Source organism: Sphingomonas sp. SL1004, assembly GCF_057815015.1.
Genome location: NZ_JBYMUX010000001.1, coordinates 2,430,242 through 2,443,474, shown reverse-complemented (window position 1 = coordinate 2,443,474; position 13,233 = coordinate 2,430,242). Strand labels below are relative to the sequence as shown.

General features: G+C 66.6%; 18 protein-coding genes. 7 read left to right on the top strand and 11 right to left on the bottom strand.

Annotated features, from left to right (window positions below):
* The first annotated feature begins 254 nt into the window (after nucleotides 1–254).
* Complete coding sequence (locus AC3D24_RS11060; protein WP_489030602.1) at nucleotides 255–1,253, top strand: adenosine kinase; 999 nt, start codon at nucleotides 255–257, stop codon at nucleotides 1,251–1,253.
* Between the two features lie 121 nt (nucleotides 1,254–1,374).
* Here AC3D24_RS11060 and AC3D24_RS11055 read toward each other — a convergent pair whose 3' ends face one another.
* From AC3D24_RS11055 to hisB, 8 genes are all read right to left on the bottom strand, one after another.
* A complete protein-coding gene (locus AC3D24_RS11055; RefSeq protein ID WP_489030600.1) occupies nucleotides 1,375–2,985 on the bottom strand; it encodes an amino acid permease in 1,611 nt (536 codons plus the stop codon).
* 112 nt (nucleotides 2,986–3,097) lie between these two features.
* Nucleotides 3,098–3,475 carry a histidine triad nucleotide-binding protein gene (locus AC3D24_RS11050; RefSeq protein WP_489030598.1) on the bottom strand — a complete coding sequence of 126 codons (378 nt, stop codon included), beginning with the start codon at nucleotides 3,473–3,475 and terminating at the stop codon, nucleotides 3,098–3,100.
* Between the two features lie 238 nt (nucleotides 3,476–3,713).
* Complete coding sequence (locus AC3D24_RS11045; protein WP_489030596.1) at nucleotides 3,714–4,034, bottom strand: phosphoribosyl-ATP diphosphatase; 321 nt, start codon at nucleotides 4,032–4,034, stop codon at nucleotides 3,714–3,716.
* Nucleotides 4,035–4,066: 32 nt separating this feature from the next.
* The gene (locus AC3D24_RS11040; protein ID WP_489030594.1) at nucleotides 4,067–4,273 is read right to left on the bottom strand and encodes a hypothetical protein; all 207 of its coding nucleotides are present in this window, start codon (nucleotides 4,271–4,273) and stop codon (nucleotides 4,067–4,069) included.
* Nucleotides 4,274–4,276: 3 nt separating this feature from the next.
* The gene (hisF, locus tag AC3D24_RS11035; protein ID WP_489030592.1) at nucleotides 4,277–5,053 is read right to left on the bottom strand and encodes an imidazole glycerol phosphate synthase subunit HisF; all 777 of its coding nucleotides are present in this window, start codon (nucleotides 5,051–5,053) and stop codon (nucleotides 4,277–4,279) included.
* A 220-nt stretch (nucleotides 5,054–5,273) separates the two neighbouring features.
* A complete protein-coding gene (gene hisA, locus AC3D24_RS11030; protein ID WP_489033128.1) occupies nucleotides 5,274–6,020 on the bottom strand; it encodes a 1-(5-phosphoribosyl)-5-[(5-phosphoribosylamino)methylideneamino]imidazole-4-carboxamide isomerase in 747 nt (248 codons plus the stop codon).
* Complete coding sequence (gene hisH / locus AC3D24_RS11025; protein ID WP_489030590.1) at nucleotides 6,017–6,622, bottom strand: imidazole glycerol phosphate synthase subunit HisH; 606 nt, start codon at nucleotides 6,620–6,622, stop codon at nucleotides 6,017–6,019. Before hisH ends, hisA begins: the two co-directional genes overlap by 4 nt.
* Entirely contained in the window at nucleotides 6,619–7,206 is a 588-nt protein-coding gene (gene hisB, locus AC3D24_RS11020) for an imidazoleglycerol-phosphate dehydratase HisB (protein WP_489030588.1), read from the bottom strand. Before hisB ends, hisH begins: the two co-directional genes overlap by 4 nt.
* A gap of 71 nt (nucleotides 7,207–7,277) precedes the next feature.
* Here hisB and AC3D24_RS11015 point away from each other — a divergent pair, with 71 nt between their 5' ends.
* The 5 genes from AC3D24_RS11015 (at nucleotide 7,278) to gmk (ending at nucleotide 10,620) form a co-directional block, all read left to right on the top strand.
* On the top strand, nucleotides 7,278–7,763 hold the full coding sequence (locus AC3D24_RS11015; protein ID WP_489030586.1) for an SspB family protein: 486 nt from the start codon (nucleotides 7,278–7,280) through the stop codon (nucleotides 7,761–7,763).
* A gap of 186 nt (nucleotides 7,764–7,949) precedes the next feature.
* Nucleotides 7,950–9,338 carry a class II fumarate hydratase gene (fumC, locus tag AC3D24_RS11010; RefSeq protein ID WP_489030584.1) on the top strand — a complete coding sequence of 463 codons (1,389 nt, stop codon included), beginning with the start codon at nucleotides 7,950–7,952 and terminating at the stop codon, nucleotides 9,336–9,338.
* Nucleotides 9,339–9,490: 152 nt separating this feature from the next.
* A complete protein-coding gene (locus AC3D24_RS11005) occupies nucleotides 9,491–9,703 on the top strand; it encodes a hypothetical protein (RefSeq protein WP_131583932.1) in 213 nt (70 codons plus the stop codon).
* Nucleotides 9,700–9,897 (top strand): hypothetical protein, encoded by a 198-nt coding sequence (locus AC3D24_RS11000; RefSeq protein WP_423326398.1) that lies wholly within the window; start codon nucleotides 9,700–9,702, stop codon nucleotides 9,895–9,897. Before AC3D24_RS11005 ends, AC3D24_RS11000 begins: the two co-directional genes overlap by 4 nt.
* A 72-nt stretch (nucleotides 9,898–9,969) precedes the next feature.
* Nucleotides 9,970–10,620, top strand: coding sequence for a guanylate kinase (gene gmk / locus AC3D24_RS10995; protein ID WP_489030581.1), 651 nt, complete (start codon nucleotides 9,970–9,972; stop codon nucleotides 10,618–10,620).
* Between the two features lie 130 nt (nucleotides 10,621–10,750).
* Here the strand turns inward: gmk and AC3D24_RS10990 are convergent, their stop codons facing one another.
* From AC3D24_RS10990 to AC3D24_RS10980, 3 genes are read right to left on the bottom strand one after another with little or no spacing between them, the layout of a single operon-like run.
* Nucleotides 10,751–11,431: an ATP12 family chaperone protein gene (locus tag AC3D24_RS10990; RefSeq protein ID WP_489030579.1), complete on the bottom strand. Its 681-nt coding sequence runs from the start codon at nucleotides 11,429–11,431 to the stop codon at nucleotides 10,751–10,753.
* Nucleotides 11,428–11,646, bottom strand: a complete 219-nt coding sequence (locus AC3D24_RS10985; RefSeq protein WP_056489735.1) for a hypothetical protein — start codon at nucleotides 11,644–11,646, stop codon at nucleotides 11,428–11,430. The genes AC3D24_RS10990 and AC3D24_RS10985 overlap by 4 nt, the downstream gene beginning before the upstream one ends.
* Complete coding sequence (locus AC3D24_RS10980; protein WP_489030577.1) at nucleotides 11,643–12,302, bottom strand: HAD-IA family hydrolase; 660 nt, start codon at nucleotides 12,300–12,302, stop codon at nucleotides 11,643–11,645. Before AC3D24_RS10980 ends, AC3D24_RS10985 begins: the two co-directional genes overlap by 4 nt.
* 114 nt (nucleotides 12,303–12,416) lie before the next feature.
* On the opposite strand from AC3D24_RS10980, the gene AC3D24_RS10975 reads away from it, so the two are divergent.
* Entirely contained in the window at nucleotides 12,417–12,911 is a 495-nt protein-coding gene (locus AC3D24_RS10975; protein WP_489030575.1) for a DUF1440 domain-containing protein, read from the top strand.
* Nucleotides 12,912–13,233: the final 322 nt, after the last annotated feature.

Below are 13,233 nucleotides of genomic sequence, written 5' to 3'. Positions count from 1 at the left end.
TACTGGAACCGAGCAGATCGCGGAAACCAGCAACCATGATCTCCACCCCGGCGGAGGCCGGGGCCCAATTGGGGGACGGCAATGACGTAACGCGGTACTCCGTTACGACTATCTTTCCTATTGGGCCCCGGCCTCCGCCGGGGTGGAGGATCTAACCGCTCTGCCGAGACCTGAGCGGCGGGGACCCCACACCAGTTGCACCAATCCCCCCCGCGATTTACGGCAAGGCTTTCCCGCACCCCCGGAGTTTCCCCTTGAGCACACCCACTTACGACGTCGTCGCGATCGGCAATGCCATCGTCGACATCCTCAGCACCGCCGACGATGCGTTCATCGAAGAAATCGGCGTCGCCAAGGGTTCGATGCAGCTGATGTTCTCGTCCGAGGAAGCAGACGCGCTCTACGCCAAGATGGGCCCGGGCATGGAAATCTCCGGGGGCTCGGCCGCGAACACCGTCGCCGGCATCGCTGCGCTCGGCGGCAAATGCGGGTTCATCGGCCAGGTCGCCGACGACCAGCTCGGCCAGGTCTTTGCGCACGACGTCCGCAGCATCGGCATCGAGTTCGCCACGCCTGTCCGCGCCGGCGATCCGACCACCGGTCGCTGCCTGATCTTCGTGACGCCGGATGGCCAGCGCACGATGAACACCTTCCTCGGTGCGGGCCAGTTCCTTCCCGCCGCCGCGATCGACACCGCGATGATCGCCGACAGTGCGATCCTGTATCTCGAAGGCTATCTCTGGGATCCTGAAGAGCCGCGCGCCGCGATGCGCGCCGCGATCGATTGCGCACGCGGGGCAGGGCGCAAGGTTGCCTTCACGCTCAGCGACGTGTTCTGCATCTCGCGCCACGGCGGCGATTTCCGCCAGCTGCTGTCGGACGGCCTGGTCGACATCCTGTTCGCCAACGAGGGCGAACTCGCCGCGCTTGCAGAGACCGAGGACTTCGACGCAGCGGTCGCCAAGATCTCCGCCCAGGTCCCGACCCTGGTCGTCACGCGCGGCGAGCACGGCGCCTGTGCGCTCCAGAACGGCACGCGCGCCGAGGTGAAGGCCGAGCCGATCGCCAAGGTCGTCGACACCACCGGCGCGGGCGACCTGTTCGCGGCGGGGTTCCTCCACGGGCAGGCGCAGGGCTACGACCTGCAGGCATCGCTGAAGCTCGGCGCGGTCTGCGCGGCGGAGATCATCAGCCATGTCGGCGCCCGTCCGATGGTCGACATGAGGGCGCTCGCCGCCAAGCATATCGGCTGAGGCATGTGTCCCCGCGGAGGCGGGGACCCAGACTGGGCTCCCGCCTTCGCGGGAGAACAGGTGAGCAAGACAAAAAAAGGGCCGCGGGAGTTTCCTCCCGCGGCCCTTTTCGCGTCCGGTCTCAGAGCGTACCCGGAGGCGCCCGATCGTCCTCGGTAGCACCATCGTCGAGCCCAAGCCCGACATGGCTGCGCGAGCGGCTGTACAGGAAGTAGATCGCCAACCCGATCGCGCCCCAGCCCGGCAGGACCAGCTTGGCGGTCAGCGGCAGCGACAGATACAGCCCGATGCAGCCGATGATCGCCAGCGGCGCGACAATGTACACCGCCGGCGTGCGGAACGGACGCTTGCGGCTCGGGTCGGTCTTGCGCAGGACCATTACGGAGATCGCCACCATCATGAACGCGAACAGCGTGCCCGCGTTCGAATAATCGGCGAGCTTGCCGACCGGCAGGACCGCCGCCGCGATAGCTGCGGCGATACCCGTCACGACCGTGACGACGTGCGGCGTGCGGAACTTCGGATGGATCGACGCCAGCTTGGCCGGCAACAGACCATCGCGCGCCATCGTGAAGAACACGCGGGTCTGGCCGAACATCATCATCAGCACGACCGACGGCAGCGCCAGCACGGCGGCAAGGCCTACGAGACGCCCCATGATCGGCCAGTTGATGACCTGAAGCACGTGGACCAGCGCTTCCTTCGAGCAGACCAGAGGCTCCATCGCGCCGCCCGCGACGATCGCCGCACAACGCCCGGCCATCTCGGCCGAGCCCGGTGCCAGTACGCCGCCATCGGCGCTCGTCACCGGGTTCGCACCGATCGCACCGATCGCGCCCGATGCGACCAGCAGGTAGAACAACGTACAGATGCCAAGGCTGGCGATCAGCCCGATCGGCACGTTACGCTGCGGGTTCTTGGTCTCCTCCGCCGCGGTCGAAACCGCGTCGAAGCCGACATAGGCGAAGAAGATCGACGCTGCCGCACCCAGCACGCCGACACCTGAGGAACTCAGCGGGTTGCCGACGCCGTAGGGCAGGAACGGATGGAAATTGTCCGCCTTGAGGACCGGGATCGTCAGCGCGATAAACGCGGTCAGCGCGGCGATCTTGATCAGCACCAGCACCGCGTTGACGCGTGCGCTCTCGGTCGTGCCGACCACCAGCAGCCACGTGACGAGCGCTATGACGATGACCGCGGGCAGGTTCATGAAGCCGCCGACGGTCATCGCGGTCTGCAGATCCGCGTTGGGCGTGGCGCCGAACGCGACCTGGACGTTCGCCATCAGCGCGTCGGCGTTGCGCAACCCGTTGGGGATGTGGAAGCCGATCCCGTCGAGCAGTCCGGCCAGATGGTTCGACCAGCCGACCGCGACTGCACTAGCACCGACCGCATATTCGAGGATCAGCGCCCAGCCGACCATCCAAGCGAGCAACTCACCGGTCACCGCATAGGTGTAGGTGTAGGCCGAGCCCGACACCGGCACCATCGACGCAAGCTCGGAATAGCAGAGCGCCGCAACCGCGCAGACGAAGCCCGCGACGACGAAGCTCAGCAACATGCCCGGCCCGGCCTTTTGCGCGGCCTCGGACGTCAGCACGAAGATACCCGTGCCGATCACCGCGCCGACGCCCAGCAGCGTCAGCTGGAACGCGCTGAGCGTTCGCGCCAGGCCCTTTTTCTCTGCCGTCGCCAGAATGGCATCCAGCGATTTTACGCGACCAAAAATCAATTCGGTACCCCCCGGGGATTGCGAGGGCCGGGTCAATAAGGCCCCCTTGCACAAGCCGCCGAGCCTAATGGCAATTTTATTACGCGCAATCCTTTAGTGGCGGAAAGCTGGCCTATCGCGTCAGCATCGGCCCGAAGGGACGGCCGCCGAAGACATGAACATGCAGATGCGGCACCTCCTGGTTGCCGTGTTGGCCGACATTGGCGAGCAGACGATAGCCCGGTTCGACGAGGCCGGCGGCGCGTGCGACGGTGCCCACTGCGCGGACAAACCCGGCGATCTCGGCGTCTGGTGCGCGCGCGGAAAAATCGTCCCACGACACGTACGCGCCCCTGGGGATCACGAGCAGATGCGTCGGCGCCTGCGGGTTGATGTCGTGGAAGGCGATCGCGAAGTCGTCTTCGTACACCCGCTTCGACGGAATCTCGCTGCGCAGGATCTTCGCGAAGATGTTCTGGTCGTCATAGGGCTGGGTAGCGTCGATGGGCATATGTAGTCCCCTCCCGCCTGCGGGAGGGGTTGGGGGAGGGGCTTGCCTTCCCGATCCCGGCGGAGCGTGTGCGTCATGCCCTCCCCCGACCCCTCCCGCAAGCGGAAGGGGGGCGTCAGACCGCCGTCCATCCCAACCTCTCCGTCACCCCGGACTGGTTCCGGGGACCACTGTTCCGCAAACCAGCGGCCGACGATTTGCGGCACCGTGGATGCCGGAACCAGTCCGGCATGACGGGCTACTCCGTCCGCCCAGCCTTCTCGACCAACCCGCCAATACCCTCGCGCCGTTCCAGCTCCGCGCGCACGTCGTCCAGGCTCAGCCTCGCATCCGCCAGCAACACCGCCAGATGGAACATCAGGTCCGCCGCTTCGGGCACGATGCTCGCCTCATCCCCCGAGCACGCCGCGATCACCGTCTCGACGGCTTCCTCGCCGAGCTTCTGCGCGATCTTGGGGCGGCCTTTCGCGAACAGGCTGGCGGTGTACGAGGTGTCGGCGGGCGCATCGCGGCGCGCGCGAATGGTCGCTTCGAGGCGGTCGAATACGGGGTCTGCCATGGCGTGCGTGCTGGCGCAGCAGGGCAGGCGGGTCAATCCTTCTTGGGTGGCGCGGCGTCGCGCGCAGCGATGTTCCGGCGGCGGGACTTGATGAACCGCTTGCGCAACGCCCGCCGCACCAGCCACACGCCGATCGCCGCAAAGCCGAACAAGGCGATGTCCGACGCCTCGGGCGAGGTCCGCGCATGCACGACGCCGGTATGCCCGGACTGAACGGAAAGAAGCACGAGCGCTGGCATGGCTCAGGCGGCCGAACGAACCGGCGTTCGCACCGGGATCCCCGCCGCCGCCAGCGCGGCATGCGCATCGCCGATCGACGCCTGCCCGAAATGGAAGATCGACGCCGCCAGCACTGCACTCGCATGCCCGTCGCGGATGCCCGCCACGAGATCGTCGAGCCCGCCGACCCCCCCGCTCGCCACGACCGGCACGCTGACGCGGTCCGAAATCGCCCGGATCAGTTCGAGGTCGTAGCCACTGCGCGTCCCATCGCGGTCCATCGACGTAACGAGCAATTCGCCCGCACCCAGTTCCGCGAGCTTCAAGGCATGCGCGATCGCATCGATCCCGGTCGCGCGCCGGCCGCCATGCGTGAACACTTCCCAGCCTTCGCCCGACCGCCGAGCATCGACGCTCGCCACGCAGCACTGGCTACCGAACCGCTCGGCGATGTCGGCGACCAGTTCCGGCCGCTCGACCGCCGCGGAATTGACCGCCACCTTGTCCGCCCCCGCCAGCAACAGCACGCGCGCATCGTCCGCCGTCCTGACGCCGCCGCCGACCGTCAACGGCATGAAACACACCGCTGCGGTCCGTCTCACGACGTCGAGGATCGTCCCGCGGCCTTCATGCGAGGCGCCGATATCGAGAAAGCACAGCTCGTCCGCCCCGGCGGCATCATACGCCCTCGCCTGCTCGACCGGATCGCCGGCATCGCGCAACTCGACGAAGTTCACGCCCTTCACCACGCGCCCATCGGCGACGTCGAGGCATGGGATCACGCGCGCACGAACCGTCATGCGCTGCGCCGCAGAAATGGTTCACGCGGAGACGCGGAGACGCGGAGACGCGGCAAGGCCGCTAAGAAGAATATTTCGCGCAGAGGCGCAGAGGCGCAGAGAGAGAGGAAGGGAGTAAGGCCTAACTTCTTACTCTCTGCGCCTCTGCGCCTCTGCGCGAACAAGTTTCTGCCTGCGGCGCTCAACTTCTCTCCGCGTCTCCGCGTCTCCGCGTGAACCATCATGCAGCCTTCGCCACGCTCAATGCCGCCGCGAGATCGAGACGCCCGTCATACAACGCCCGCCCCGTAATCACGCCTTCGACGCCGTCCCGAACATGCAAAGCCAACACGTGGATCTCAGCAATGCCCTTCACTCCACCGCTGGCGATCACCGGAATGTCCACCGACCGCGCCAGATCGACCGTAGCCTCGACGTTGCATCCCTTCAGCATCCCGTCGCGCCCGACGTCGGTGAACAGCAACGACGCCACCCCCGCATCCTCGAACCGCCGCGCCAGATCGACCGCGCTCGTGGTCGACACGTCCGCCCAGCCCTTGGTCGCGACCATGCCGTCCTTCGCGTCGACCGCGACGACGATCCCGCCCGGAAAGTCCTTCGCCACGCCGCGCACGAAGTCGGGGTCCTCCAGCGCCGCCGTCCCGATCACGACGCGCGACACGCCCAGATCGAACCAACCCTCGACGCTCGCCCGCGTCCGGATACCGCCGCCAAGCTGCACATGCCCCGGAAACCGCGCGACGATCGACCTCACCGCATCGCCATTCACCGAAGCCCCCGCAAACGCGCCATCGAGATCGACCACGTGCAGATGCTCCGCACCCGCCTCGGCGAACAGCATCGCCTGCGCCGCGGGATCGTCGCCGTACACGGTCGCGCGGTCCATATCGCCCTCGGCGAGACGCACGACCTGACCCGCCTTGAGGTCGATCGCGGGGAAAATGATAAGGCTCGCAGAGGTATTTATGGCCGCCACTCCAGGAATCGTTCGAGCAAGGCCAGGCCGTAGCGCTGGCTCTTCTCAGGATGAAACTGCACGCCGATCATGGTGTCGCGACCGATCGCCGCGGTGACCGCGCCGGCATGCTCGGTCGTCGCGAGCACATCAGCGCCTTCGAACGCGAAGCTGTGCAGGAAATACGCCTCGCCCGGCTCGATCAGCGGATGCGCGACGGACGGCACGACGTCGTTCCATCCCATATGCGGTACCTTCGCCTCCATCGTCCCTGGCTCGAGCCTGCGCACGCGCCCCGCAACCCAGCCGAGCCCGGCATGCGTTCCCATTTCCTCGCCCGCATCGGCCATCAACTGCATGCCGACGCAGATGCCGAGAAACGGCGTACCCTCGTCGCGAACCCGCCGGTTCAGCGCCTCAACCATTCCCGGCACCGCGCGCAACGCCGCCGCGCAAGCGCCGTACGCGCCAACACCCGGCAAAACGATTCGGTCAGCCTTCGCAACGACATCGGCATCCGCCGTGACAGTCAGATCGACACAACCCGCAGTTCGCAGCGCGTTTTCGACCGAATGGAGATTGCCAGCGCCGTAGTCGATCAGCGCGAGCGTCACAGGATCCCCTTGGTCGACGGGATCGCGTCGGCCTTGCGCGGATCGATCTCGATCGCCGCCCGCAGCGCGCGCGCGACACCCTTGAACGCCGCCTCGGCGATGTGGTGATTATTCGAACCGTACAGCGTCTCGACGTGCAGCGTGATGCCGGCCGCCTGCGCAAAGCTGTGGAAGAAATGCTCGAACATCTCGGTATCCATGCCGCCTAGGCGTTTCTGCGAGAACAGGTCCTTCCACACCAGCCAGGGCCGCCCGGAAATATCCAGCGCAACGCGGGTCAAGGTTTCGTCCATCGGCGACAACGCATCGCCATATCGCGTGATACCCCGTTTGTCGCCGAGCGCCTGCGCGAACGCCTGGCCGATCGCAATGCCGGTGTCCTCGACGGTGTGATGCTCGTCGATGTGCAGATCGCCCTTGGTCCGCACCCGCAGATCGATCAGCGAGTGGCGCGAGAGTTGCTCGAGCATGTGATCGAAGAAACCGACCCCGGTCTCGACGTCGTACACGCCGGTCCCATCGAGGTTCACGGTGACGTCGATCGCCGTCTCGGCGGTGGAGCGGGTGATCGTGGCGGTGCGCATGCCACCTCCCATAACGCCCCGTACGACGCATGCAATCTTGACCGGGAAACGAATGCCGCTACCCAAGGGGAATGAGTGATGGACTGCCCGATAGCCTGATTCCGTACGACGAGATCGTACAAGAAGCCCTGCGTGCCGTGGTCGGCCGAGTCCTCGGTTCGGTCGCGGAGGCCGGCGGGCTGCCCGGCGAGCATCATTTCTACATCACCTTCAAGACGCAGGCCCCCGGCGTCGACATCCCCAAGCGCCTGATCGAGCGCTTCCCGGACGAGATGACGATCGTCATGCAGAACCGCTACTGGGACCTGATCGTCGACGATGAGCGCTTCTCGATCGGGCTGTCGTTCAATCAGGTCCCTTCGAAGCTTGTGATCCCGTATTCGGCGATCACCGCGTTCCAGGACCCGGCGGTAAGCTTCGAACTCCGCTTCCAGGCGCAGGAGGGTGCGGACGACGCACTGGGCGATCACGACGAAGCGGAAAACGATGGCCCGACCGCGGTGCCGATCGAAGACGGCTCGAATGTCGTAGCGGTGGATTTCAAACGGAAGAAGTGACCCGAACTCCCTCGCCCCTACGGGGAGAGGGAAGGGGCCCGCGGCCCTTGCCGTGGGAAGGGAGAGGGGCGTGAGGCTAAGGCCGCTTCCTCCAAAACCCCTCACCCTTCCGTCGCCTGCGGCTCCTCCCTCCCTCTCCCCGAAGGGGCGAGGGATCCCACGCAAGCTCCGGAAGGATCTCCTCCCATGACCACCCGCACAGAAACCGACACGATCGGCCCGATCGAAGTCCCCGCCGACGCTTATTGGGGCGCGCAGACCGAGCGCTCGATCGAGAACTTTCCCTTCGCCACCCGCGAACGCATGCCGATCGAGATCGTCCACGCGCTCGCGCTCGTCAAACAAGCCGCCGCCCGCGTGAACCGCGCCCACGGCCTCGACGAAACCATCGCCACCGCGATCGACTCCGCCGCGCAGGAAGTCATCGACGGCAAGCTCGACGACCAGTTCCCCCTCGTCATCTGGCAGACCGGCAGCGGCACGCAGTCGAATATGAACGCGAACGAGGTCATCGCCGGCCGCGCCAACGAGGTCCTCACCGGCACGCGCGGCGGCAAGTCGCCCGTCCACCCCAACGACCACGTCAACATGAGCCAGTCGTCGAACGACAGCTTCCCGACCGCGCTCCACATCGCCGCCGCGATCGCCACCACCCACCGCCTGATCCCCGCACTCGACAAGCTCCACGCCGCGCTCGACGCGAAGGCCAATGCCTGGGACGACATCGTCAAGATCGGCCGCACGCACCTGCAGGACGCAACTCCGCTGACGCTCGGCCAGGAATTTTCCGGCTACGCGAACCAGCTCTACCGCTGCCGGCACCGCATCGAGCCCGCGATCAGCCACGGCATGGTCATCCTCGCGCAAGGCGGCACCGCGGTCGGCACCGGCCTCAACGCCCCCGCAGGCTTCGGCGACGCGATCGCACACGAACTGGCCGCAATTACCGGCCTGCCGTTCGTCAGCGCGCGCAACAAGTTCGAGGCGCTGGCGTCGAACGACCCGCTCGTTCACCTTTCCGGCACGCTCAACACGCTGGCGGTCGCGCTGACCAAGATCGCCAACGACATCCGCCTGCTCGGCTCGGGACCTCGCTGCGGCTTCGGCGAGATCGACCTCCCCGCGAACGAGCCCGGCAGCTCGATCATGCCGGGCAAGGTGAATCCGACGCAGTGCGAGATGCTGACCATGGTTGCGGGGCAGGTGATGGGCAATCACGTCGCGGTCACGGTCGGCGGGATGCAGGGCCATCTCGAGCTGAACGTATTCAAGCCGCTGATCGGCGCCAACGTGCTCCGCTCGATCGACCTGCTGGCCACCGCGATGGAGGGGTTTGCGGAACGCTGCGTCGACGGCATCGAACCAAACCGCGGCCGCATAGCCGAACTGCTCGATCGCTCACTGATGCTGGTGACCGCGCTCGCTCCCGAGATCGGCTACGACGCGGCGGCGAAGATCGCCAAATACGCGCATGCCGAGGGACTGACGCTCAAGGAAGCCGGCCTCGCGCTCGGCCTGGTCGACGCTGAGACCTTCGACCGGGTCGTCAAACCCGAATCGATGCTCGGCCGCTGACACCCGCACGCTTAAATTCCGTTCGTGCTGAGCGAAGTCGAAGCACCTTCACTTGGGGCAAACCCTTGGACTTCGCTCAGGGCGAACGGGTGTTGGTCGGGAACCCAAACGCCCGTCGCGCGCTAAGCCGCCACACGGACAGGAGAAATTACGTGGGCGCAACGACCATAGGCGCGCTGATCGGCGCAGGCATCGACTCGCTGAGTGGCGACGACGGCAACGCGGACGGCGCGATCATCGGTGCGATCACCGCCAACGTACTCAAGGTCGTCGTGCCACTGGCCGTGACCTACGCGATCGGCTGGGCGGTGCTGCGCGGTGCAGCGGAACTCAAGGACCAGGTTTTCGGGGAGACAGAAGCATGATCGGACGTATCATCAGTGCATTGGTTGGCCGCGAGATGGGCCGTCGCGACGGTTCGGGCGGCGCATCGGGTGCGGTCAAGGGCGTGGTCGCGATGAGCGTACTCCGCCGTATGGGCCCGCTCGGCATGGTCCTCGGCGGCGGTTACGCAGCCAAGAAGGCCTATGACCGCAACAAGGCGCGCAAGTCGATCTGATCTGCCGCCGGAATGACACGTGCGGGCCGCGCATGGGTTGACGCCCATGCGTAGTCCGCGGCAAGGGCGCGCATGCCCAACAATCCCCCGTCCGACCCGCATGGCTTCCGTCGCCGCGGCGTCCTATTCGTCCTGTCCTCGCCGTCCGGCGCCGGCAAGTCGACGATCGCGCGTCGCTTGCTCGCGGACGAGCACGAACTCGAGATGTCCGTCTCGGTCACGACGCGACCGGTGCGACCCGGTGAAGTGGACGGCAAGGATTATCATTTCACCGACCTCGAGGGCTTTCGCGACATGGTCGCGAACGACGAGTTCCTCGAATGGGCACACGTTTTCAATCACCGCTACGGCACCCCGCGCGCGCAGGTCGAGGAGATGCTGGCAGCCGGCAAGGACGTGCTGTTCGACATCGACTGGCAGGGCGCGCAACAGCTGTTCCAGATCGCCGGCGGCGACGTCGTCCGCGTCTTTATCTTCCCGCCATCTATGGAGGAGCTGCATCGCAGGCTCACCAGCCGTGGCACCGACTCGACCGAGGTGATCGAAGCCCGCATGTCGCGCGCGGCGAACGAAGTCAGCCACTGGGACGGTTATGACTATGTGCTGGTCAACGACGATGTCGACAGCTGCATCCGCGGCGTGAAGACGATCCTGGCGGCGGAGAGACTGAAGCGCTCGCGCCAGACCGGGCTGATCGGTTTCATCCGCAGGCTGACGCGCTGAACGCCGTCATCCCAGCGAAAGCTGGGATCTCCCCGTTCCGGGTCGCAGCACTCGCCAACCGGGATACCCCAGCTTTCGCTGGGATGACGGACGTGGGGGGAGGGCTCAAACGAGTTAAGGTGCATCGCTCTTAGAGCAGCCCCAGAAATTCCACCCCGACCCCGAACTCCTTGCGCTTCAACTCCCGCAACTGAGTCGCTTGCCAGTCCTCGCCCCACATCTCGACCGACCAGTCCTCGTCTATCCCTGCCGCCGCCCAGGCTGAATCCGCGTCGATCTCACCCTCGATCAGCGCCAGCCCGATCACTAGCGACCCGGTCAGCGTCACCACCGGCGACAACCCCGCCAGCCGAAAGTCGTCATACGCCGCCACCGCTTCGTACAGTCGCGCGATCGTCGCCGCCGGTTGCGCGACGTGCATCACGCCGGCCGTCACCGCGAACGTCACGTCGTAGCGCGCGCGGGCCCAGGCCAGCAGCGGATCCCACGCCGCCGCCTGCCGCTCGACCAGCAATGGTGGCCCGTCGGCGCGGTAGCAGAGCAGGTCGCTCTCGCCATACGCTGCCAGCCGCGCGGCAAACTGCGCAGGATCGTTCGCGATCGGATCGGTTGCCGCGTTCGCCAGGCCCGTCAGCGGCATCGTCCGCGGATCGATCGTCTCACCGACCGCGCGCCATTCCTCCGCGACCGCATCGGCCAGCTTATCGCTCGGCAACGCCAGCGGCCGCCGCCCGGGCGTCCGCACCGGCTTGCCATCGAGCGTCACCACCCGGTCCGCATCTATCGCAACGTCTTTCCAGAACCGCTTCACGCGTCAGGACTCCGCCAGCGATGCGCCAGACTGCGCGGCACGATCGCGATCATCGCCATCGCCGACAGCACGATTGCCGTCCCGAGGATCTTCGGCCCCAGATCATGCGCGCGCGCGATCAGGATCAACCCGAGCAACGCCCCCGCCACGCCCGCCAGCCGCACGCCGACCAGCACGAACCAGCGCCGCTGCGCCAATTTGTCCGCGTCGGTCATCGTGGCGCCACCATATGCAGCAGGTCCGGTACCGTTGTCGCGACGACATCCGCGCCCGCGTCTGAAAGCTCGTGCACGTCGTGATACCCCCACGCGACCCCTACCGCGCGAACCCTCGACGCGCGCGCCATCGCCATGTCGAAGCTAGTATCGCCGATCATCGCGGTCGTCTCCACGCTCGCACCTGCCTCCGCAATCGCCGCGAGCAGCATCGCCGGATCGGGCTTCGACGGGTGCCGGTCGGCGGTCTGAAGCGTCACGAACCGATCGGTGATCCCGTGCGCGGCAAGGATATGCGCGAGGCCACGGTCGGATTTCCCCGTTGCCACGCCGAGCGCCCAACCGTCGTCGGCGAGCGTGGCAAGCACCTCGGCGATCCCCTCGAACAGCGGCTCGTCGGCAAGCTCGCCACTCGCGCGCATCGCATGGAACGCGTTCTTGTAGTCAGTGGCGAGCGACCGGTGCAGCGCCTCGTCCGCCTCCGGCAACAGAACCTGCATCGCCTCGACGAGACTGAGCCCGACGATCCGCCGAATGTCGGCGCGCGGCGGCGGTATCAGTTTGGCGCCCTCGAACGCACGCTCGCACGCGACGCAGATATTCGCCTGGCTGTCGACGAGCGTTCCGTCGCAATCGAACACGGCAAGACGGGTCATGAAGTTTTCCAACGCATCGCCGCCTCGTAGATCACGCGTGCGCGGGAGGGAACGCCAAACCGGAACGCGCGCGTTTGCGAACGGTTCGTGTCGGATAGCTCTGGAGACTCAACGATGGCGCACGCACAGACCGATACCCCGAACATCTGGGCCGCCGCCGCTGCGGGCCTGGTCGCAGGGCTCGCCGCCTCGTTCGTGATGGACCGCTTCCAGGCCGGCGTCGCCGCGCTGTCCTCGTCGGATAGCGATGCGGAACCTGCGACGGAGAAGGCGGCAGACAAGGTGTCGCAGGTCGTGGTCGGCCACGATATCCCCGACGATCGCAAGCCGCTCGCCGGGCAGGTCGTGCACTACGCGCTCGGAGCAGGGCTGGGGATCGCCTACGCGGTGGCGGCGGAATACCGGCCTTCGGTGACGGCAGGCTATGGCACCGCGTTCGCCGCGGCGACGACGGCGTTGCTCGATGAGGCGGCGGTGCCGGCGGCGGGGCTTGGCGATGCGCCGTGGAACACCGCGCCGACGACGCATCTGTATAGCGCGGCGTCGCACATCGTGTTCGGGACGGTGACGGATGGCGTGCGGCGGTTGCTGCTGGGGTGGCTGAAGTAGGGTACTAACTGCCCCCACTTAGTTCCCCCGCGAAGGCGGGGGCCCAGGAATCAAGCAGCGTTACGATCGTGGCCCCTGGACCCCCGCCTTCGCGGGGGAATGGCTTGGGGCAAGGCGCCTTCAACCAACTCAAACGCCACCCCGGCGAAGGCCGGGGCCCAATTGGGGAACGTCGGTAACGGAAGTCATCGCTCCGTTACCTCAACCTTTCCAATTGGGCCCCGGCCTTCGCCGGGGTGGTGTGCGAGGTGAGGAGGCTGTCAGCTTCCCTAGCTCCCCCTCTCCCCTTGGGGAGAGGGAAGGGGCCCGCGGCCGTTTGGCC